Below are 20,653 nucleotides of genomic sequence, written 5' to 3' on the forward strand. Positions count from 1 at the left end.
GGGCCTCCGCTGTACGCCGTCGACGGTCCCACGCGTCCCTCCCAAGGTCGCCCGGCGCACGGCGGCCGGGGTCAGGCGCCGAGCTCGCGCACCGCCTGTGCGAACGCGTCACCGCGCTTGTTGTAGTTGGCGAACATGTCCATCGAGGCGCAGGCCGGGGCCAGCAGCACCGTGTCGCCGGGCCGGGCGAGCCGCCGTGCCTCCTGGACGGCCTGGAGCATCGCCCCAGTGTCGGTCCGCCCGAGGTCGACGACGGGTACTTCCGGGGCGTGTCGCGCGAGGGCTTCGCGGATCAGTTCGCGGTCCCGGCCGATCAGCACGGCGCCGCGCAGCCGCTCCGCGGAGCCCGCGACCAGTTCGTCGAAGGTGGCGCCCTTGGCGAGCCCGCCCGCGATCCACACGATGGACTCGTAGGCCGCCAACGAGGCCTGTGCCGCGTGCGTGTTGGTGGCCTTGGAGTCGTCGACGTACGCGACGCCGTCCACGTCGGCGACGTACGCGATGCGGTGGGCGTCCGGGGTGAAGGCCCGCAGGCCGTCCCGTACGGCGCCCGCCGGCACCCCGTAGGCCCGCGCGAGGGCCGCGGCGGCAAGGGCGTTGGCGATGTTGTGCGGGGCCGGGGGCCTCACGTCGGAGACCTCGGCGAGTTCCTGGGCGTTCTTCTGCCGGTTCTCGACGAAGGCGCGGTCGACCAGGATGCCCTCCACGACGCCGAGTTGGGAGGGCCCCGGCGTGCCCAGGGTGAATCCGATCGCCCGGCAGCCCTCCTCGACGTCGGCCTCGCGGACCAGGTCCTCGGTGGCCTTGTCGGCCACGTTGTAGACGCAGGCGACGCGATTGCCCTCGTAGATGCGGCCCTTGTCCCTCGCGTACGCCTCCATGGAGCCGTGCCAGTCGAGGTGGTCCGGGGCGAGGTTGAGGACGGCCGCGGAGTGGGCGCGCAGCGAGGGCGCCCAGTGGAGCTGGTAACTGGACAGCTCCACGGCGAGCACGTCGTACTCCTCCTCGCCGAGCACCGCGTCGAGGAGGGAGACGCCGATGTTGCCGACGGCGGCGGTGCGCAGGCCCGCCGCCTTCAGGATGGAGGCGAGCATCTGGACGGTCGTGGTCTTGCCGTTGGTGCCGGTGACCGCGAGCCAGGGGGCCGCGCCGGGCTTCCTGAGCCGCCAGGCGAGTTCGACGTCGCCCCACACCGGCACCCCGGCCGCGTCCGCCGCCGCGAACAGCGGCTTGTCGGGCCTCCAGCCGGGGGCCGTGACGATCAGCTCGGTGCCCTCGGGCAGGGTGTCGCCGTCGCCGAGGCGGACGGTGACGCCCAGCGCCTCCAGTCCGGCGGCCTGCTCGCGCGCCCGTGCGTCGTCCCCGTCGTTGACGACGGTGACCTCCGCGCCGAGCCCGTGCAGCACCTTGGCCGCCGGGACGCCGGAGACTCCGAGTCCGGCGACGGTGACGTGCTTCCCCTGCCAGTCGGTCACTTGTCCGCTGCCCATCCCGCGTAGAAGAGGCCCAGTCCGACGATCACGCAGATGCCCTGGATGATCCAGAAGCGGACCACCACGAGGACTTCGGACCAGCCCTTGAGTTCGAAGTGATGCTGGAGCGGCGCCATCCGGAAGACCCGCTTCCCGGTGAGCTTGAACGAGCCGACCTGGATGACCACCGACATGGTGATGAGGACGAACAGACCGCCCAGGATGGCCAGCAGCAGCTCGGTGCGGGAGCAGATCGCGAGGCCCGCGAGCACGCCGCCGAGCGCCAGCGAGCCGGTGTCGCCCATGAAGATCTTGGCCGGCGAGGTGTTCCACCACAGGAAGCCGAGGCAGGACCCCATCAGCGCGGCGGAGACGACGGCGAGGTCGAGCGGGTCGCGCACCTCGTAGCAGGCGCCCGGGTTGGTCAGTTCCAGGGCGTTGGCGCACGACTCCTGGAACTGCCAGACGCCGATGAAGGTGTAGGCGCCGAAGACCAGCACGGAGGCGCCGGTGGCCAGACCGTCCAGACCGTCGGTCAGGTTCACGCCGTTCGACATCGCGAGGATCATGAACAGCGCCCAGACCACGAACAGCACCGGGCCGATGGTCCAGCCGAAGTCCGTGATGAACGACAGCTTCGTGGAGGCCGGGGTGTTGCCGCGGGAGTCCGCGAACTGCAGCGAGAGCACCGCGAAGGCGATGCCGACGATCAGCTGGCCGGCCATCTTGGCCTTGGCCCGCAGACCCAGCGAACGCCGCTTGACGATCTTGATGTAGTCGTCCAGGAAGCCGACCAGGCCCATGCCGACCATCAGGCCCAGCACCAGCACGCCCGAGTACCTCGGCGGCTCGCCGCTGATCACCTTGCTGAGGAAGTACGCGGCGACCGTCGCCAGGATGAAGGCGATGCCGCCCATGGTCGGCGTGCCGCGCTTGCTGGCGTGCTCGCGCGGGCCGTCGTCGCGGATGTACTGCCCGTAGCCCTTGCGCGCGAGCAGTTTGATCAGCAGGGGGGTGCCGATCAGGGTCAGGAAGAGGCCAATGACTCCTGCGAACAGGATCTGATTCATCATCGGGCGGAGACCTCACCCTCGGCACCGGTCTCGAGCAGCGCCTGCGCCACGCTCTCGAGCCCGACCGAACGGGACGCCTTCACGAGTACGACATCCCCCGGGCGCAATTCGCTGCGCAACAGGTCGACCGCCGCCTGTGCGTCGGACACGTGCACCGACTCCTCACCCCACGAACCCTCGTTATATGCGCCCAGTTGCAGCCAGGAGGCTTCTCTGCCCCCGACCGCGACGAGCTTGCTGACGTTGAGCCGGACGGCGAGCCGTCCGACCGCGTCGTGCTCGGCGAGCGCCTCGTCCCCGAGCTCGGCCATCTTGCCGAGCACCGCCCACGTACGGCCCCCCTTCGCCCGTGAGGCTTCGCCCATGGCCGCCAGCGCGCGCAGCGCTGCCTTCATGGACTCGGGGTTCGCGTTGTAGGCGTCGTTGACGACCGTCACGCCGTCCGGGCGCTCGGTGACCTCCATCCGCCAGCGGGAGAGGGAGCCCGCCTCGGAGAGCGCGGTGGCGATCTCGTCTGCGGACATGCCCAGCTCGTGGGCGACGGCGGCCGCGGCGAGCGCGTTCGACACGTGATGCTCACCGTACAGGCGCATGGTCACATCGGATGCACCGGAGGGTGTGTGAAGCCTGAAGGAAGGCTGTCCGCTGTCCGTGAGTCGCACGTTCTCGGCGGAGACGTCCGCTTCGTCGGACTCTCCGAAAAGGACCACCTTCGCCTTCGTTCGGGAGGCCATGGCCCGTACGAGGGGGTCGTCCGCGTTGAGGATCGCGGTGCCGCCCTCCTCGGCCGGGGGCAGGGCCTCCACCAGCTCGCCCTTGGCCTGGGCGATCTGCTCCCGGCCGCCGAACTCGCCGATGTGGGCGGACCCGACGTTCAGGACCAGTCCGATCCTCGGCGGCGTCAGACCGGTGAGGTAGCGGATGTGGCCGATTCCGCGCGCTCCCATCTCCAGCACGAGGAACTTCGTCTCCTCGGTGGCGGTGAGCGCGGTGAGCGGCAGTCCGATCTCGTTGTTGAGCGAGCCGGGGGTGAAGACGGTCGGCGCCTTGCGCTGCAGGACCTGCGCGATGAGGTCCTTGGTGCTGGTCTTGCCGGCCGAGCCGGTGAGCGCGACGAGGGTGGTGCCGAGCCGGCCGACGACGTGCCGGGCGAGGGCGCCGAGGGCCGCCTGGACGTCCGCCACGACGATCGCGGGGACCCCGACGGGCCGGGAGGCGAGCACGGCGACCGCACCCGCCTCGACGACCCGGGCCGCGAAGTCGTGGCCGTCCACGCGCTCGCCGGCGAAGGCGACGAACAGGCTGCCGGGACCCGCCTCCCGCGAGTCCCGGACGACCGGTCCGGTGACCTGGACGGACGGGTCCGGTATGTCGTGCGTCTGCCCGCCGACGACTTCTGCGATCTCGGCGAGGGAGAGGGCGATCACAAGTTCATCCCTGGGTTTTCTCGATGGCTTCCCGAAGCACCTGGCGGTCGTCGAAGGGACGCACCACCCCGGCGATGTCCTGCCCCTGCTCGTGGCCCTTGCCGGCGACCAGCACGGCGTCGCCGGGCCGCGCCCGGGCGACGGCGGCGGCGATCGCGGCGGCCCGGTCCTCGAAGACCTGCACCTCGCCGCGCTCGTGGGCGGGCACCGAGGCGGCGCCCTGGAGCATGGCCGCGAGGATCGCGAGGGGGTCCTCGGAGCGGGGGTTGTCGGAGGTCAGTACGGCGGTGTCGGCGAGCCGCGCGGCGGCGGCGCCCATGGGCATCCGCTTGGTCACGTCGCGGTCGCCGCCGCAGCCGAGCACGACGTGCACCCGGCCCTCGGTGACCTTGCGCAGGGCGCGCAGCACCGATTCCACGGCGTCGGTCTTGTGCGCGTAGTCCACCACCGCGAGGTACGGCTGTCCGGCGTCCACGCGCTCCAGTCGGCCCGGCACGCCCGGGACGGCGGCGACGCCGTCGGCGGCGGCCTGCGGGTCCAGCCCGGCGGCGGCGAGGGCGACGATCGCGGCGAGGGTGTTGGCCACGTTGAACGGTCCCGGCAGCGGCGACCTCGCGCCGATCCGCTCGCCCCCGGGGCCGGCCACGGTGAACGTCGAGTCCATCGGGCCGACCTCGACGTCCTCGGCCCGCCAGTCGGCGTCGGGGTGCCCCTCGGCGGAGTAGGTGACGACCGGGACGCCGGCCTCCTTGACGAGCCGGCGGCCGTACTCGTCGTCCACGTTGACCACGCCGAGCCTGCTGCGCTCCGGTGTGAACAGCTGCGCCTTGGCCCGGAAGTAGTCCTCCATGCCGGAGTGGAACTCCATGTGCTCCGGGCTGAGGTTGGTGAAGACGGCGATGTCGAAGACGCAGCCGTCGACCCGGCCGAGGACCAGGGCGTGGCTGGAGACCTCCATGGCGACCGCGTCGGTGCCGCGCTCGCGCATGACGGCGAACAGGGCCTGGAGGTCGGTGGCCTCGGGCGTGGTGCGCTCGGACTTGATGCGCTCGTCGCCGATGCGCATCTCGACCGTGCCGACCAGTCCCGTGCTGTGGACCGTCCTCAGCCCGCCCTCGACGAGGTAGGCGGTGGTGGTCTTGCCCGAGGTGCCGGTGATGCCGATCTGGAGCAGGTCGCGTCCCGGGTGGCCGTAGACGGTGGCCGCCAGCTCGCCCATCCGCGCGCGCGGATCGTCGACCACCAGCGCCGGGAGTCCGGCCGCGGCGACGCGCTCGGCGCCGGACGGGTCGGTCAGCACGGCGGCCGCGCCGAGGCCGGCGGCCTGGGCGACGAAGTCGGCGCCGTGGGCGCGGGCGCCCGGGAGGGCGGCGTACAGGTCACCGGGGCGGACGGCGCGCGAGTCATGGGTGATGCCCGTGACCTCGGCGGCCCGCTCCGGCGCGGGGACGCCCAGCTGACCGGCGAGTTCCGCGAGGGATGTGGCGGAGACCTGAACCGGACGGGGCGGTCCCGGATATGTCACGGGGTGGCCCTTCTGGGCGGTTTGGGACTGATCAGCGTGTGGCACGGCGGTGAGCGTACCCGTCGCACCGGCGGGGGGGCCAAGTGAGGGGCCGGGGGCGTTCTGGTTCCCGGGGTCGGGGGTGATCGTCGTCACGGGGTGGTTCCTGGTGGCTCGGTGCTCGGTACGGGTCAGGGCTTGAAGGTGACCGGGAGGTCGGCGGGGGCGGCGCCGGTCGGCGGCACCTGGAGGGTCTTCAGTGCGAACTCCATGACCCGCTTGTACACGGGTCCGCAGATCTGGCCGCCGAAGTAACTGCCCTCGGTGGCGTTCTGGATGGCGCAGTAGACGGTGATCCTGGGCTCGTCGGCGGGGGCGAACCCGGCGAAGGAGGAGGTGTAGCCGTGGTACTTGCCGGTGGCCGGGTCCACCCGGTTCGCCGTACCCGTCTTCCCCGCGACCCGGTAGCCCGGGATGCGCGCCTTGGTGCCGGTGCCCTCCTCGTCGTCGACGACCGACTCCAGCATCCGGGCGAGCGTCTTCGCCGTCTTCTCGCTGACGACCCGGGTCTTCTCGGGTTTCGGGGCGGGGGTGAAGCGTCCGTCGGGGCCCTTGGAGCCGCGCACCAGGGTGGGTTCGACGCGGACCCCGCCGTTGGCGATGGTCGAGTAGACGGAGGCGGCCTGCATGGCGTTGACGGAGACGCCCTGGCCGAAGGGGATCGTGTACTGCTGCGAGGTCGACCACTCGTCCGGCGGGGCGAGGATGCCCTTGGTCTCGCCGGGGAAGCCGAGCCCGGTGTGGCTGCCGAGGCCGAACTTGCGCAGGTAGCGGTGGAGGACCTTGTTGGCCTGGGCCTGCGTCCTGCCGAGCTGGCCGGTGGCGAGGATGGTGCCGATGTTGCTGGACTTGGCGAGGACGCCGTTGAGCGTCAGGTACCAGGTCGGGTGGTCGATGTCGTCCTTGAAGAGCCGGTCGCCGCGGTGCAGCCGGTTGGGCACGACGACGTGCGTCGTGGGGGTGGCGGCGTTCTCCTCGAGGACCGCCGCCATGGACAGCACCTTGGCGGTGGAGCCGGGCTCGAAGGCGTCCTGGACGGCCGCGTTGCCGAGCGCGTCCGGATCGGCCTCGGAGAGGTCGCCCGGGTCGAAGCCGGGCGCGTTGGCCATCGCGAGGACCTCACCGGTGCGGGTGTCCTGGACGATGACGTAGCCGCGGTCGGCCGCGGACTCCTTCACCTGCTCGCTGATGGCGTTCTGCGCGGCCCACTGGATGTCGCGGTCGATGGTGAGCTCGATGTCGTCGCCGGGCACGGCCGGGGTCTCGGTGGAACCCGCGGTCGGGACCAGACGGCCGCCGGACTGGGCGTAGCGGATCTTGCCGTCCCGGCCGGCGAGCCGCCCGTCGAGCCGGAGCTCGATGCCGCCGCCGCCCTTGCCCTCGGCGTTGACCCAGCCCAGTATCCCGGCGGCGAGCTCGTTGTTGGGGTACACCCGCTTGCTGGTGGGGACGGAGAAGACGCCGGCCAGGACGTTGACGGTGGAGGCGTCGCGCTCGGCCTTCTTGGCGAGCGCGGCCTTCAGGTCCTTGATCTGCTTCCAGGTCTGCGGGGTCTGGCGGCCGGCCAGTTTGACGTAGCGCAGGGCCTTGTTCCCCGGGCGCAGCTTCTCGACCAGGTCGTCCTGGTCCTGGCCGAGGATCGGGGCGAGGAGGGCGGCGGCCTGCTCGGGGCCGTCGGTGACCTCCAGTTCGTCCGGGGCGAACATCGTGGGGTCGGCGGTGATGTCGTAGGCGTCCTCGGTGGTCGCCAGGGCCACGCCGTGGCGGTCGGTGATCCCGCCGCGCTGGGCCTCCAGCACCTGGCCCACGTAGCGGTTGCGGTCGGCCTTGGCGGCGTAGGTGCTCGCGTCGACGGCCTGCACCTGGAACAGGCGCACGACGAAGGCGAGCAGGACCAGGGTCAGGAGCACGCCGATCAGGCGCAGCCGGGGGCGCGGGCTGCCCAGCCGGATGGCCTTCGGGGGCGCGGGGCGGGGTCCCGCGGGCCTGCGGGCCGGGCGGGCGCCGGGGCCGGGACGCCGGCCGGCCGCCGGGCGGGCGGGCCGGGCGGGGCCGGGCACCCGGCGGCGGGGCGGTTCCCTGTCGGACACTTCCGTCACCTGCCGGGGGTCGATGAGGGGGACGTGGCGGCCGGCGCCTCGGGGGCCAGGACCAGGGGGGCGCGGGCCGCGGAGGCGGCGCCGGGCACGCCCTTGACCGTGCCGTCGGGGGCGAGGAAGGCGGGGTCGCCGCCGGGCACCATGCCGAGTTCGCGGGCGCGGCGCTGCAGGGCGTCGGGGGCGGAGTAGGCGTCGATGTCCCGCTGCAGGGCCTGTTCCTCGTCGGTGAGGCTCTTGGTCTCCCGCTGGAGGTCGTCGAGCTGGAACGCGCCCTCGCTGAGGGCGGAGTTCAGCACCAGGAGGCCGATCAGACCGCCGCCGAGGAGGACGACCACGAGGAGGACGAAGGGAGTGCGCGCCGCCTGGGCGCGCCCGGTGGGCAGGAGGTGCGCGAGCCGGGCCGCCCTGCCCTTCAGCTCGGGCCGCCCCTTCAGTTCGGGTTTCCTACTCACTCACGCTCCCCTGAGTTCGCTCTTCCCGCCCGTACGCCCGGCCGCGCCCGTCGTCACCCGCCCCGCGCGCCGTCCGCGCCTCAACCGACGTCCTCCCTGATCCGCTCGGCGCCGCGCAGCCGCGCGGGGGCCGCGCGCCGGTTCTCGGCGATCTCCTCCTCGGTGGGAAGTTCGGCACCGCGCGTGAGCAGCTTGAGCCGGGGCTGGTACTGCTCGGGGACGACCGGGAGTCCGGGCGGGGCGGTGGTGGCGGCGCCGGCCGCGAACACCTGCTTGACGAGCCGGTCCTCCAGGGAGTGGTACGACAGCACGGCGATCCGTCCGCCGACGTCGAGGGCCTTCACGGCCGCGGGGACCGCCCGCTCCAGCACCGACAGCTCGCCGTTGACCTCGATCCGCAGGGCCTGGAAGGTGCGCTTGGCCGGATTGCCGCCGGTGCGCTTGGCGGCCTGCGGCAGCGCGTCCCGGATCAGCTCGACCAGGCGCGCGCTGTTGGTGAACGGCTCCTTCTCGCGCTCGCGCACGACGGCGGCCACGATCCGCTTGGCCTGCTTCTCCTCGCCGTAGGCGCGCAGGATGCGGACGAGTTCGCCCGGCGGGTAGGTGTTGAGGACCTCGGCGGCGCTGACCCCGGTCGTCTGGTCCATGCGCATGTCGAGGGGGGCGTCCTGGGCGTAGGCGAAGCCGCGGCCGGCCTCGTCGAGCTGCATGGAGGACACCCCGAGGTCGAACAGGACGCCCCGCACGCGCGGGACGCCGAGCCGGTCGAGGACGTCGGGGAGCTCGTCGTAGACGGCGTGCACCAGGGTGGCCCGCTCGCCGTAGGGGGCGAGCCGCTCGCCGGACAGGCGCAGGGCCTCCTTGTCGCGGTCCAGGGCGACGAGCCGGGCCTCGGGGAACCGCCGGAGCAGGGCCTCGCTGTGGCCGCCGAGTCCGAGGGTGCAGTCGACCACCACCGCCCCGGGCCGCTCCAGGGCGGGCGCCAGCAGGTCCAGGCACCGCTGGAGCATCACCGGGACGTGTCGACTCTGGCTCAAGTGGCCCTCTCAGGTCCGGCGTGGCGCTCACGCACCGCCGGGTTCCCGCCCTCCCCCGGTCGAGGGGCGGCCGGCGTCGGCCGGGCGGCGGCGGGAGGAGGCCGAGCCGTACGTACGCGCCGCGCGCGCGGGGGGATCCCCGGTCGTCGCCGGGGGATCCGGGGTGAATCGGTGCGGCAGGCGCTCGCGCCTCCCGCTGCGGTCACTTTAGTCCACGGTTCCGCCCGGTCAATCAACCGGCCTGCGCGTCGCGGCCCGCGCGGCGGGTCGAACGGCCGATCGGACACATCACCCGTGGGAAGGGGCTCACACCACCTTTGTGGGTTACCTCACACCACGGCACATCGGCGTTCTTTGTCGCCTTTCACAACGGGCCCGATCCCCCGGTGACCAGTACCGTCATGAGTATGACGACTTCCGCATCGGTTCCCACCGGCCCCCAGAACGCCACCTCCGGCCACGGCACGGTCACCGACCGTCTGGTCGCGGCCAACCAGCAGTACGCGGCCGCCTTCACCGATCCCGGGATGGACGCCCGCCCGGTGCTCCGCGTCGCCGTGGTGGCCTGCATGGACGCCCGCCTCGACCTGCACGACGCGCTGGGCCTCTCCCTCGGCGACTGCCACACCATCCGCAACGCGGGCGGCGTCGTGACCGACGACGTGATCCGCTCGCTGACCATCAGCCAGCGCGCCCTGGGCACCCGCAGCGTGGTCCTGATCCACCACACCGGCTGCGGCCTGGAGTCCATCACCGAGGAGTTCCGGCACGACCTGGAGATGGAGGTGGGCCAGCGTCCCGGCTGGGCGGTGGAGGCCTTCCGCGACGTCGACCAGGACGTGCGGCAGTCCATGCAGCGCGTGCGCACCTCGCCGTTCCTGCTGCACACCGACGACGTGCGCGGCTTCGTCTTCGACGTGAAGACGGGTCTGCTGCGCGAGATCGACCCCGCCTGACCCGTCCGCCCGCCCCGGGGGACACCGGGGCTCCGGACTCCGTTCGCCGTCGCGGGACCTGGCATATCGCTGTCAGTTGTCCACAGGCGAGTGACACGAATCGGTAACGGCGGCAAGAATGCGGGAGTGGTGTCACGCGGAACTTTTCCCGCGTGGTGTCCGTGATGCGGGGTGGGCCGGGCCGCACAGCAAGGCGTCGGCCCGGGACATGTGGGGTCCTCCGCTCCTTGTGGAGCGCGGGGAAGGGCCGAGGAGGGCCGGGTGACGACCTATGACGATCGTGCGAGCCATGGGGGCGCCCCCGACCGAGCGTATGCGAGCGTGGGGGACGACCTGACCGCCGTGGTGGAGCGCGTGCGGAGTTCGGTGGAGGGCGTGATCGAGGGGAAGCCCGAGGTCGTGCGGCTCTCACTGACCGTGCTGCTCGCCGAGGGGCATCTGCTCATCGAGGATGTCCCTGGAGTCGGCAAGACGATGCTGGCCAAGGCGCTGGCGCGGTCCATCGACTGCTCGGTGCGGCGCATCCAGTTCACGCCGGACCTGCTGCCCTCGGACATCACCGGTGTGTCCATCTGGGACCAGCAGCGCCGCGACTTCGAGTTCAAGCCGGGCGCCATCTTCGCGCAGGTGGTGATCGGCGACGAGATCAACCGCGCGTCGCCGAAGACGCAGTCCGCGCTGCTGGAGTCGATGGAGGAGCGCCAGGTCACCATCGACGGCAAGACCTACGAACTGCCCAGCCCGTTCATGGTCGTGGCGACGCAGAACCCGGTCGAGATGGAGGGCACCTACCCGCTGCCGGAGGCCCAGCGCGACCGTTTCATGGCACGCGTCTCCGTCGGCTACCCGAGCGCGGAGGCCGAGCTGCGGATGCTGGACGTGCACGGCGGCGTCTCCCCGCTGGAGGACCTCCAGCCGGTGGCGCACGCGCACGAGATCCTGAAGCTGATCGAGGCGGTGCGCGACGTGTACGTGGCCGAACCGGTCCTCCGGTACGCGGTGGACCTGGTCGCCGCCACCCGTACGCACCCCGACCTCAGACTGGGCGCCTCGCCGCGCGCGACGCTGCACCTGCTGCGCGCGGCGAAGGCGTCGGCGGCCCTCGGGGGCCGGGACTACGCGCTGCCGGACGACGTGCAGGCGCTCGCCGCGGCCGTCCTCGCCCACCGGCTGCTGCCCACCGCCCAGGCCCAGCTCAACCGCCGCACCGCCGAGCAGGTGGTGCAGGAGATCCTCCAGCACACCCCGGTGCCCGCGGACCGTGCCCAGGCCCCCGCGGCCGCCCCGCGGCAGAGCGGCCGCGGTGGTCCGGGCTACGGTCAGCAGCCGCCCCGGAGGCTGTGATGACGGCCGCGGGCTCCACCGCGGGCGCCGTCCACGCGGAGGGCGACGGAGGCGACCGGAGCGGCGTCCGGACGGCCCTGTCGGGGCTCACCACCCGCGGGCGTTCCTTCCTGGCCGCCGGCGTGGCCGCCGCGGCCTGCGCGTACGTGCTCGGGCAGAGCGATCTGCTGCGGGTCGGGCTGCTGCTGGCGGTGCTGCCGCTGGTGTGCGCGGCCGTGCTCCACCGCACCCGCTACCGGGTGGCCGGCAGCCGCCGGCTCTCCCCCGGGCGGGTGCCCGCCGGCTCCGAGGCACGGGTGCACCTGCGGATGGAGAACGTCTCGCGGCTGCCCACGGGCCTGCTGATGCTCCAGGACCGGGTGCCGTACGTGCTCGGCCCGCGTCCGCGGTTCGTCCTGGACCGGGTGGAGGCGGGCGGGCGCCGCGAGGTGTCCTACCGGGTCCGCTCCGACCTGCGCGGCCGCTATCCGCTGGGCCCGCTGCAGCTGCGCCTGTCCGACCCGTTCGGGATGTGCGAGCTGACCCGGTCCTTCTCCACGTACGACACGCTGACCGTGGTCCCGCGCGTGGAGCCGCTGCCGCCGGTGCGCCTCGGCGGCGGGGCCAAGGGGTACGGCGACGGGCGGCAGCGCGCACTGGCGCTGGCCGGCGAGGACGACGTGATCCCGCGCGGGTACCGCTACGGCGACGACCTGCGCCGGGTGCACTGGCGCTCCACCGCCCGCTACGGCGAGCTGATGGTGCGCCGCGAGGAACAGCCGCAGCGCGCCCGGTGCACGGTGCTGCTGGACACCCGGGCCGTCGCCTACGCGGGCGCCGGACCGGACTCGGCGTTCGAGTGGGCGGTGTCGGGCGCCGCCTCCGTGCTGACGCACATGCTGGAGCGGGGCTTCTCGGTGCGGCTGCTGACCGACACCGGCACCCCGGTGCCGGGCGAGGGGGCCGACGGGTTCGCGGGCGCCGGCCAGGAGTCGGCGGACGCGGCCGGACTGCTGATGGACGCCCTGGCCGTGGTGGACCACTCCGACGCGGGGGGCCTGTCCCGCGCCTACGACGTGCTGCGCGGCGGGCACGAGGGGCTGCTGGTCGCCTTCCTCGGCGACCTGGACGAGGAGCAGGCCGCGGTGCTCGCCCGGATGCGCCGGCGCAGCGGGGGCGCGCTCGCCTTCCTGCTGGACAGTGAGGCCTGGGGGCGGGAACCGGCCGGTGCGCCCGGCGCGCCGGACCGGCGCGGGCAGTGGCTGCGGATGCTGCGCGAGGCGGGCTGGACGGCACTGGGCGTGCCGCGCGGCGCCTCGCTGGACGAGCTGTGGCGGCAGGCGGACCGGGAGCGTTCGGGCCTGGCCCCGGCGAGTGGCGGGGGGACGTCGTGATCAGCGGGCGGACGCGGCTGGCGCTGTGCGCGTGGGCGGCCACGCTGATGACGGCGTGCGCCCTGCTGCCGCTGGTGGACCCGGGGACCTGGATCGTCCCCACGGCGTTCCTGCTGGCGGTGCAGTCGGGGGTGGGCGCCGCGGCCCGGCGGGTGCCGCTGACCCGTCCGCTGACGGTGACGGCGCAGGTCCTGGTCACGTCGCTGCTGCTGACCCTGGTGTTCGCGCGTGAGCACGCCCTCGGCGGACTGATACCCGGGCCGGACGCCTTCCGCTTCTTCGCCGAACTGCTGGCGCAGGGCGGGGACGACGTCGGCCGGTACGCGATCCCGGCACCGCTGTCCGACGGCATCCGGCTGATGCTGACCGGCGGCGTGCTGGTGATCGGGCTGCTGGTGGACACCCTCGCGGTGACCTTCCGCAGCGCGGCCCCGGCCGGACTTCCGCTGCTCGCCCTGTACTCGGTGGCCGCGGGACTGTCCGACGGCGGCGCCGACTGGCTGTGGTTCCTGCTGGCGGCGGCCGGCTATCTGATGCTGCTGCTCGCCGAGGGCCGGGACCGGCTCTCCCAGTGGGGGCGCGTGTTCGGCGGGGCGCCCGGCCCGGGCGGGGACTCGCCCGGCGCCGTCGCCCCGGTGCGCACCGGGCGGCGGATCGGCGCGGTCGCGCTGGGCATCGCCCTGGTGGTGCCGCTCGGCCTGCCCGCGATGGACGGCGGCCTGCTGGGCCCCGCCGGCGCGGGGGCCGGGCAGGGCGCCGGCGGGGGCGGCACCATCTCGGCGGTGAACCCGCTGGTGTCGCTGCGCGACTCGCTGGACGCGGACGAGGACCGCCAGGTCCTGTCGGTGCGCTCCGAGCTGACGGACCCGTCGGACCTGTATCTGCGGATCGTCTCCCTGGACGACTTCGACGGCACCACGTGGAAGCCGTCGAAGCGGTCCGTCACCACCGTGCCCGGCGGCACCTTCCCGACCCCGCCGGGCCTCGCCCCCGACATCGAGCGCACGGAGATCGGCACGACGATCTCCGCCGCCGACTGGTACGACCAGGACTGGCTGCCGATGCCGTACCCGCCGAGCGGGGTGGGCATCCGGGGCAACTGGCGCTACGAGCCCGTCGGGATGACGCTGGTCGGCGATCACGGACAGACCACCCGCGGCCTGACGTACGAGGTGCGCAGTCTGCACGTGCGGCCCACCGCGGAGCAGCTGGCCGACGCGCCGGAGCCCACGCCCGCGCTGCTGCGCGAGTACACCGCCCTGCCGGACTCGCTGCCGGCCGTGGTGTCCCGGACCGCCCGCGAGGTCACCGAGGGCGCGGACAACGCCTACGACCGGGCGGTCGCACTCCAGGAGTACTTCACGACGGAGGGCGGCTTCGAGTACGACACCGAGGTCGACGTCGGCAGCGGCTCGCAGGCGATCGCGCGCTTCCTGCGGGACAAGCAGGGCTTCTGCGTGCACTTCTCGTTCGCGATGGCGTCGATGGCCCGTTCCCTGGGCATACCGGCGCGGGTCGCGGTGGGCTTCGCACCCGGCACCCCGCAGGGGGACGGCACGGTCGCGGTGGGGCTTCGGGACGCGCACGCCTGGCCCGAGCTGTACTTCGAGGGGGTGGGCTGGACCCGGTTCGAGCCGACTCCGACCCGGGGCTCGACGCCGTCGTACACCGTGCCGGACTCCGCGGAGAACCCGGTGCCCGATCCCGCCCGGCCCTCCCGGGCCGCGCCCTCGGAGCCGTCGGCGGAGCCCTCGGCGAGCGGGGGCTGCACGCCGGAGCGCAGGAGGATGGGGGCGTGCGAGAGCGAGGCGCCGCAGGTGGCCCTGCCCACGGACGGCGACGGACCGACGTGGTACGCGGTGCTGGGGTGGGCACTGGCCGGTCTCGCCGTCCTGGTGCTGCCGCTGGCGCCGATGCTGTGGCGGACCAGGACCCGGGCGGTGCGGCTGGGCGGGCACGGCCGCTCGGAGGCGGAGGCGGCGCCGTACGTCCTGGCCGTCTGGGACGAGCTGACGGACACGGCGTGGGACCACGGCATCGCGCCGGACGAGTCGCTGACCCCGCGCGGGACGGCGGACCGGATCGTACGGCTGGGCCGGCTCGGCCCGGACGCCGCGGCGTCGGTGCACCGGGTGGCCGACGCGGTGGAGCAGGTCCTGTACGCGCCCCGGCCGCGGGCGGCGGCGGGGCTGGCGGAGGACGTGCGGGACGGTGCCGCGGGGCTGCGGTCCTCGGCCGGCCGGTGGGTGCGGCTGCGGGCGGTGTTCGTGCCGCGGTCGAGCGTGCGGGTGGTGTGGGCGGTGTCGGGGTGGTGGACCGGGGTCCGGGCGCGGCTCCTGGCGCTGCGGCCGGCCTGGCGCGGACCGTCACGGCAGCGGGGCTGAGCCTCACCGGCCCCGCGGGGCGGGGCCGGTCGGGGCGGGCTCGCGCGGCCCGGCGCTCGCGGGGTGCCTTCCCCGGAGGGGGCGCCCCGGCCCGCCTTCCCCGCGGGCGGGTTCCGGCGCCGTGGGGGCGCCTCCCGGACCTTCGAGGCGCCGGGGGAGGCGCGGCCACCGCGGGAACGGCGGCGCGCGGCCGTCCGCGGGGCCGCCGCGTGGGAACAGCGAAGGGGGCGGCCCCCGCGTGGTGGCCGCCCCCCTGGGCTCGTCTCCGGTGGGAGGCTAGCGGCCGCCCTGTTCGTCGCGGCGGCGCTGCCAGCGCTCCTCTATGCGGTCCATCACGGACCGGCGCTGTCTGGCCTGACGGCCGGCCCGGGGCGTGCCCGTCGCGCCGGCGGCCTGCTCCCCCGGCTTGGGGGCCTTGCGCCAGCCGGTCACCGCGAGGACCGCGCAGCCCAGCATCACGAGGAAGCCCACGACGCTGAGCCAGACCTGCTGGGCGACCATACCGGCCATGAGGAGCGCAATACCCACGAGGAAGCCCGCGACCGCCTGGTAGACCCGTCGCCGGGTGTACGTACGCAGCCCGCTTCCCTCGAGCGCCGTCGCGAACTTGGGATCTTCGGCGTACAGCGCTCGCTCCATTTGCTCGAGCATGCGCTGCTCGTGCTCCGAGAGCGGCACGGAGTCCTCCTCATCGTGCAGTCGCCGGGGCGACCCGGGGGGGTCCCTTCAGGATAGGCAGGGAATCGCCCCCGTGAAACCCGCCCCTCTGCGCCAATTGGCCAACCGGTACCAGCCTCACGTCCCGGTCCGCTGAGGCTTCTCATTCCCCGGCGGCCGACCCGTCATGCCGGGCGGTCTCCCCCGATCATACGGTGCCAAGCCGCCATTCGGGGGTCCTGTGGCGCACTCCATGCGCGGCGGCGGCCGCCGGACGCGCCGCTGATCAGCGGTGCGTCCCGGCAGTCCCTCGGGCCTCCGCCGTCCCCCGCGTCTCGCCGAGCACGTGAAGTTGTGTGGCCACGGAGTGGAAGGCGGGCAGCTCGGCCGCCGCGGCCTCCAGCTTCAGCAGCGCGTCCAGGGCTCCGGGCTCGGTGTCGACGAGCACCCCGGGGACGAGGTCGGCGAAGACCCGTACGCCGTGCACGGCGCCGACCGTCAGGCCCGCGCCCTCCACGAGCGCGGTGAGCCGGTCGGCGGTGAAACGGTGCGGCACGGGATCGCCGGCGCCCCATCGGCCGTTCGGGTCGTCCAGGGCCTGCCTGGCCTCCGTGAAGTGGCCGGCGAGGGCGCGGGCGAGCACGGCGCCGCCGAGGCCCGCGGCGAGCAGGCTGAGGACGCCGTCGGGGCGCAGCGCTGCCACCGCGTTGCGGACGCCCTCGGCGGGGTCGTCGACGTACTCCAGGACGCCGTGGCACAGCACGACGTCGTACGCCCCGCGCTCGGCCACGTCGAAGAGGCCGTGGGCGTCGCCCTGGACGCCCTGGACCCGGTCGGCGACGCCGGCCTCGGCGGCGCGGCGCTCCAGGGCGAACAGGGCGTTGGGGCTGGGGTCGACGACGGTGACCCGGTGACCGAGCCGGGCGAGGGGCACCGCGAAGTTGCCGCTGCCGCCGCCGGTGTCGAGGACGTCCAGCGCTTGCCGTCCGGTCGCCTTGACCCGGCGTTCCAGGGCGTCCTGGAGGACCTCCCAGACCACGGCGGTACGGAGGGCGGCGCGGGGCCGCATCGGGTCCGGCACGGTAGTTGACTCCTCGGCGCGGCACCGCCTGGTCTTCGGCGGAGCAGTGGGTTTCAGGCGCTGTCCACCCTATGGCCTGCACCGTGGTGCGCGGCCACCCGGCCGAGGGGCCGCGGCGCCGTGCGAGGTGTTTCGCCCCCGTCGCCCCTTCCCTCCCCGTCCTTCCGGGGCCCCGGGGTCCTTCGCGCCCACGCCGCGGAGCCGCGCGCTTCCTCAGCCCCGCGTCCCCGTGGCGCCGCCCCCGTCGCCGTGCGGCCGGGGCAGGACCGGCTGGAGGACCAGCATGCGTTCGACCAGGCGGAGGAACATCCTCACGTCGCGTATCAGGTCGTCGGCGTCCCGGCCGCTCGCCGCCCCCTCGATGCCGGCCTCGGCCCGGGCACGGCGCCGGGCCCCGGAGGCGAACAGCGCGCTCCACTCGGCGAGCTCGGGCGCGATCTCGGGGAGCACGTCCCAGGCGCTCCGTATCCGGGCCCGGGCCCGGGGCGAGGCCTCGGGCCGGCCGCGGGCGGCGAGCACGGCGGCGGCGGTGCGCAGGGCGGCGAGGTGTGCCGTGGCGTAGCGCTCGTTGGGTGTGTCGAGGACGGCGGCCTCGTCGAGTCCGGCACGGGCCTGGGCGAGCAGGTCGAGGGCGGCGGGCGGGGCCCCGGCGCGGCGCAGCACGGGGTGGATGTCGCTCGCCGGGCCGCTCGGTGAGGGGGCAGGGCCGGCTGCGCGGCGCCGACGGGCGGCGGCTGCGGACGAGTGGGCCATGACGAACCTCCTGTCGTCGTGGTGACGGCTCCCCCGTCAAGAGGTGCCGTATGCGCACATCGTGAGGTATGGCACTGACAATCCGTTCCGACCTGGGCTTTTGCTTCGCCCGGCCGTTCGGGCTAACTTTTGAACTGACCAGTCAGTTCAAAAGCAGGGGGATGTGGTGGACGGTTCGTCCGGACTCGCCGTCACGGCCCGCGACTTCGGCCTGAAGGGCCCGCGGGGCTGGGTGTTCCGCGGGGTCTCGGCCGACGCGGAGCCGGGCTCGCTGATCGCGCTGGAGGGGCCGTCCGGGTCGGGCCGCACCTGTCTGCTGCTCGCCCTCACCGGCCGGATGCGGCCCACGGAGGGCCTGGCCTCCGTGGGCGGCCTGGAACTGCCCCGGCGCATGTCCGCCGTCCGCCACCGCAGCGCCCTCGCGCACGTCACCGGCGTCACCGACCTCGATCCGGCCCTCACCGCCGGCGAGCACCTGCGCGAACAGGCCCTGCTGCAGGGCCGCTTCGGCGGCTCCCCCCGCGGTCTGCCGCGTCCGCGCGCGGAGCGGGCGCGGACGCGGCAGCGGCGCGTCGACACGGCGCTGGCCACCGCCGGACTGGACCTCGCGGCCCTGCCCAAGGGCCCGCGCACGGCCGTGCGGGACTTGGAGCGGACGGAGGCGCTGCGGCTGTCGCTCGCGCTGGCGCTGCTGACGGGCCCCGGGCTGCTCGGCGTGGACGACACCGATCTGAAGCTCTCGTCCGCCGAACGGGCCGAGGTGTGGGCCCTGTTGAAGTCCGTCACCGACACCGGCACCACCGTGCTGGCGGTGTGCCGCCAGGCACCGCGCGACGCGGTGGTCGTCCGCACGGGAACCGCCGGGCACGACGAGACGAAGGAGGCGGCCGCCGATGCGCTCGCCGAAACTGGCCGCTCTTGAGCTCCGGCGCTTCGGCCGGGGCAGGCTGCCGCGCGCGGCCCTGGCCGCCCTGCTGGTGCTGCCGCTGCTGTACGGCGCCCTGTACCTGTGGTCGTTCTGGGACCCGTACGGCCGCCTGGACCGGATCCCGGTGGCGCTGGTGAACGACGACCGGGGGGCGAGCGCCGGCGGCGAGCGGATCACCGCGGGCGACGACATCGTCGACGGCCTGCGCGACAGCGGCACCTTCGACTGGCGTGAGGTGAGCGCGGCCGAGGCCCGGCGCGGGGTCGAGGACGGCACCTACTACCTGTCGCTGACCGTGCCCGCCGACTTCAGCCGCCGCATCGCGTCCCATTCGGGCGACTCCCCCGAGACCGGCGCCCTGCGGGTGCGGACGAACGACGCCAACAACTACATCGTCGGGCAGATCTCCCGGACGGTCTTCGGCGAGGTGCGGCAGGCCGCGTCCACGAAGACCTCGCGCTCCTTCCTGGACCGGATCTTCGTCTCGTTCTCCGACATCCACGGCGAGACCGTGAAGGCGGCGAAGGGCGCCGACGAGCTGAACGGCGGCATCGGGAAGGCGGAGAAGGGCTCCGAGGACCTCGCCGACGGCCTGGCGGACGCCCGCAAGGGCAGCGGCAAGCTGTCCAAGGGGCTCAAGGACCTCCACAAGGGCGCGGGCGACCTGGAGGAGGGCTCGAAGAAGGTCGCGGACGGCACCCGGAGGCTCGCCGACGAGGTGAACGCGGTCGACGCCGAGGTCGGCCCGTTCCTGAAGGACCACGAGAAGTCCGTCGGCGACACCGCGCGGTTCGTCGCCGACGCGGCCGGAGGGCTCCGCGAGGACCTCGACGCCCTGGAGGAGAAGGCGCCGGCCGCCTCGGAGGACGCCCGCACCGCGGCCGGCACCGTGGACGAGGTCCACCGCACGCGCTGCGAGGACCCCGTGCTGCCCGATCCCGCCTGTCCGGACCTGGAGAAGGCCCGGGACGCGGTGGCCACGGCGGCGGCCGTCGCCGGCGACGTCGACGCCCTGGTCACCGACCACCGCGACGACCTGGAGAAGCTCGACACCCGCCTCGCCGCCCTGGAGAAGCAGGCCCGGGCGCTCGCCGACCGCGCCCCGCACCTCTCCGAGGACCTCGACGACGCCGTCACCAGGATCAACGAGCTGGACGCCGGGGCCGGCAAGGTCGCCGCCGGAGCGAAGAAGCTGCACAAGGGACTCGGCACCGCCCGGACCGGCGCCCGGGACCTGGACAAGGGCGTCGGCGAACTGAGGACCGGCGCGGACGACCTGAACGGCGGCCTCCACAAGCTCGTCGACGGATCCGGCGAACTCGCCGGCGGTCTGCACGACGGAGCCGGGAGGATCCCCGACTACGACGCGCGGGAGCGCGACCGGCGCACCGAGGTGATGGCCGACCCGGTGCGACTGGTCTCCCACGGCCTGCACGAGGCGCCCAACTACGGCACCGGCTTCGCCCCGTACTTCATCCCGCTGTCGCTGTGGGTGGGCGCCATGGTGGCGTACATGCTGATCGCGCCGTTGAACCGGCGCGCGCTCGCGGCGGGCGCCCCCGCCCGGCGGATCGCGCTGGCGGGCTGGCTGCCGGTGGTGGCGATCGGGGTGCTGCAGACGCTGGCGCTGATGGCGGTGCTGCACTGGGCGCTCGGGCTGCAGATGGCGCGGGCGGCCGGGACGGTGGGCTTCCTGTGCCTGGTGACGGCGTGCTTCGCGGCGATCGTGCAGTGGCTGAACGCGCGCTTCGGCGCGGCCGGCCGGATCCTCGTCCTCGCGCTGCTGATGCTCCAGCTGACCTCCGCGGGCGGCACCTACCCCGTGCAGACGAGCCCGGCGTTCTTCAACGCGCTGCACCCCCTCCTGCCGATGAGCCATGTCGTCGAGGCGCTGCGGCGGCTGATCACGGGCGGCGGGCTCGGACCGGTGTGGCAGGCGTGCGCCGTGCTGGCGGCCTTCACCGCGGGCGCCCTCGCGCTCACCGCGCTGTCGGCCCGCCGCCGCCAGGTGTGGACGGTGGAGCGGCTGCACCCGGAGCTGAGCCTGTGAACG

The 20,653-nt window shown here is 74.0% G+C and carries 16 protein-coding genes; 6 read left to right on the plus strand and 10 right to left on the minus strand.

Translation table 11 applies throughout. The features are described 5' to 3' along the window. Positions 1-71: 71 nt before the first annotated feature. The 7 genes from murD to rsmH all read right to left on the minus strand — a co-directional run bounded on the left by murD (position 72) and on the right by rsmH (position 9,124). Positions 72-1,490 (minus strand): UDP-N-acetylmuramoyl-L-alanine--D-glutamate ligase, encoded by a 1,419-nt coding sequence (murD, locus tag ABTY20_RS01875; protein ID WP_351995047.1) that lies wholly within the window; start codon positions 1,488-1,490, stop codon positions 72-74. Further along, positions 1,472-2,545, minus strand: a complete 1,074-nt coding sequence (gene mraY, locus ABTY20_RS01880; protein WP_351995048.1) for a phospho-N-acetylmuramoyl-pentapeptide-transferase — start codon at positions 2,543-2,545, stop codon at positions 1,472-1,474. Before mraY ends, murD begins: the two co-directional genes overlap by 19 nt. Continuing rightward, positions 2,542-3,972 (minus strand): UDP-N-acetylmuramoyl-tripeptide--D-alanyl-D-alanine ligase, encoded by a 1,431-nt coding sequence (locus tag ABTY20_RS01885; RefSeq protein WP_351995049.1) that lies wholly within the window; start codon positions 3,970-3,972, stop codon positions 2,542-2,544. The genes mraY and ABTY20_RS01885 overlap by 4 nt, the downstream gene beginning before the upstream one ends. A gap of 4 nt (positions 3,973-3,976) precedes the next feature. Beyond that, positions 3,977-5,497 carry a UDP-N-acetylmuramoyl-L-alanyl-D-glutamate--2,6-diaminopimelate ligase gene (locus tag ABTY20_RS01890; protein WP_351995135.1) on the minus strand — a complete coding sequence of 507 codons (1,521 nt, stop codon included), beginning with the start codon at positions 5,495-5,497 and terminating at the stop codon, positions 3,977-3,979. A gap of 170 nt (positions 5,498-5,667) precedes the next feature. Next, a complete protein-coding gene (locus ABTY20_RS01895) occupies positions 5,668-7,626 on the minus strand; it encodes a peptidoglycan D,D-transpeptidase FtsI family protein (RefSeq protein ID WP_351995050.1) in 1,959 nt (652 codons plus the stop codon). Positions 7,627-7,631: 5 nt separating this feature from the next. Then, positions 7,632-8,087, minus strand: coding sequence for a cell division protein FtsL (gene ftsL / locus ABTY20_RS01900; RefSeq protein WP_351995051.1), 456 nt, complete (start codon positions 8,085-8,087; stop codon positions 7,632-7,634). Positions 8,088-8,167: 80 nt separating this feature from the next. Beyond that, complete coding sequence (gene rsmH / locus ABTY20_RS01905) at positions 8,168-9,124, minus strand: 16S rRNA (cytosine(1402)-N(4))-methyltransferase RsmH (protein ID WP_351995052.1); 957 nt, start codon at positions 9,122-9,124, stop codon at positions 8,168-8,170. Between the two features lie 407 nt (positions 9,125-9,531). Here rsmH and ABTY20_RS01910 point away from each other — a divergent pair, with 407 nt between their 5' ends. The 4 genes from ABTY20_RS01910 to ABTY20_RS01925 all read left to right on the plus strand — a co-directional run bounded on the left by ABTY20_RS01910 (position 9,532) and on the right by ABTY20_RS01925 (position 15,181). Then, entirely contained in the window at positions 9,532-10,080 is a 549-nt protein-coding gene (locus ABTY20_RS01910; RefSeq protein ID WP_351995053.1) for a beta-class carbonic anhydrase, read from the plus strand. A 261-nt stretch (positions 10,081-10,341) separates the two neighbouring features. Next, entirely contained in the window at positions 10,342-11,424 is a 1,083-nt protein-coding gene (locus ABTY20_RS01915) for an AAA family ATPase (RefSeq protein WP_502991721.1), read from the plus strand. Next, on the plus strand, positions 11,424-12,797 hold the full coding sequence (locus tag ABTY20_RS01920; RefSeq protein WP_351995055.1) for a DUF58 domain-containing protein: 1,374 nt from the start codon (positions 11,424-11,426) through the stop codon (positions 12,795-12,797). The genes ABTY20_RS01915 and ABTY20_RS01920 overlap by 1 nt, the downstream gene beginning before the upstream one ends. 47 nt (positions 12,798-12,844) lie before the next feature. Then, positions 12,845-15,181 (plus strand): transglutaminase TgpA family protein, encoded by a 2,337-nt coding sequence (locus tag ABTY20_RS01925; RefSeq protein WP_502991725.1) that lies wholly within the window; start codon positions 12,845-12,847, stop codon positions 15,179-15,181. 276 nt (positions 15,182-15,457) lie between these two features. On the opposite strand, the gene ABTY20_RS01930 is transcribed toward ABTY20_RS01925, so the two are convergent. The 3 genes from ABTY20_RS01930 to ABTY20_RS01940 all read right to left on the minus strand — a co-directional run bounded on the left by ABTY20_RS01930 (position 15,458) and on the right by ABTY20_RS01940 (position 17,672). Then, positions 15,458-15,859 (minus strand): SCO2097 family morphological protein, encoded by a 402-nt coding sequence (locus tag ABTY20_RS01930; RefSeq protein WP_351995056.1) that lies wholly within the window; start codon positions 15,857-15,859, stop codon positions 15,458-15,460. A gap of 265 nt (positions 15,860-16,124) precedes the next feature. Further along, positions 16,125-16,919 carry a methyltransferase gene (locus ABTY20_RS01935; protein ID WP_351995057.1) on the minus strand — a complete coding sequence of 265 codons (795 nt, stop codon included), beginning with the start codon at positions 16,917-16,919 and terminating at the stop codon, positions 16,125-16,127. Positions 16,920-17,132: 213 nt separating this feature from the next. Continuing rightward, the gene (locus ABTY20_RS01940; RefSeq protein WP_351995058.1) at positions 17,133-17,672 is read right to left on the minus strand and encodes an SAV_6107 family HEPN domain-containing protein; all 540 of its coding nucleotides are present in this window, start codon (positions 17,670-17,672) and stop codon (positions 17,133-17,135) included. A gap of 166 nt (positions 17,673-17,838) precedes the next feature. Here ABTY20_RS01940 and ABTY20_RS01945 point away from each other — a divergent pair, with 166 nt between their 5' ends. After that, entirely contained in the window at positions 17,839-18,594 is a 756-nt protein-coding gene (locus ABTY20_RS01945) for an ATP-binding cassette domain-containing protein (RefSeq protein ID WP_351995059.1), read from the plus strand. Then, positions 18,566-20,650 carry a YhgE/Pip family protein gene (locus ABTY20_RS01950; RefSeq protein ID WP_351995060.1) on the plus strand — a complete coding sequence of 695 codons (2,085 nt, stop codon included), beginning with the start codon at positions 18,566-18,568 and terminating at the stop codon, positions 20,648-20,650. The genes ABTY20_RS01945 and ABTY20_RS01950 overlap by 29 nt, the downstream gene beginning before the upstream one ends. Positions 20,651-20,653: the final 3 nt, after the last annotated feature.

Origin of the sequence: Streptomyces sp. NPDC126497 (genome assembly GCF_040302425.1) — a bacterium.
GTDB lineage: Bacteria > Actinomycetota > Actinomycetes > Streptomycetales > Streptomycetaceae > Streptomyces.

Bases quoted from the DNA above. Each gene is read 5' to 3' on its own strand.
- ABTY20_RS01910 (WP_351995053.1), top strand. From the start codon at position 9,532: ATGACGACTTCCGCATCGGTTCCCACCGGCCCCCAGAACGCCACCTCC.
- ABTY20_RS01920 (WP_351995055.1), top strand. From the start codon at position 11,424: ATGACGGCCGCGGGCTCCACCGCGGGCGCCGTCCACGCGGAGGGCGAC.
- mraY (WP_351995048.1), bottom strand. From the start codon at position 2,545: ATGATGAATCAGATCCTGTTCGCAGGAGTCATTGGCCTCTTCCTGACC.
- ABTY20_RS01950 (WP_351995060.1), top strand. From the start codon at position 18,566: ATGCGCTCGCCGAAACTGGCCGCTCTTGAGCTCCGGCGCTTCGGCCGG.
- ABTY20_RS01925 (WP_502991725.1), top strand. From the start codon at position 12,845: ATGACGGCGTGCGCCCTGCTGCCGCTGGTGGACCCGGGGACCTGGATC.
- murD (WP_351995047.1), bottom strand. From the start codon at position 1,490: ATGGGCAGCGGACAAGTGACCGACTGGCAGGGGAAGCACGTCACCGTC.
- ABTY20_RS01940 (WP_351995058.1), bottom strand. From the start codon at position 17,672: ATGGCCCACTCGTCCGCAGCCGCCGCCCGTCGGCGCCGCGCAGCCGGC.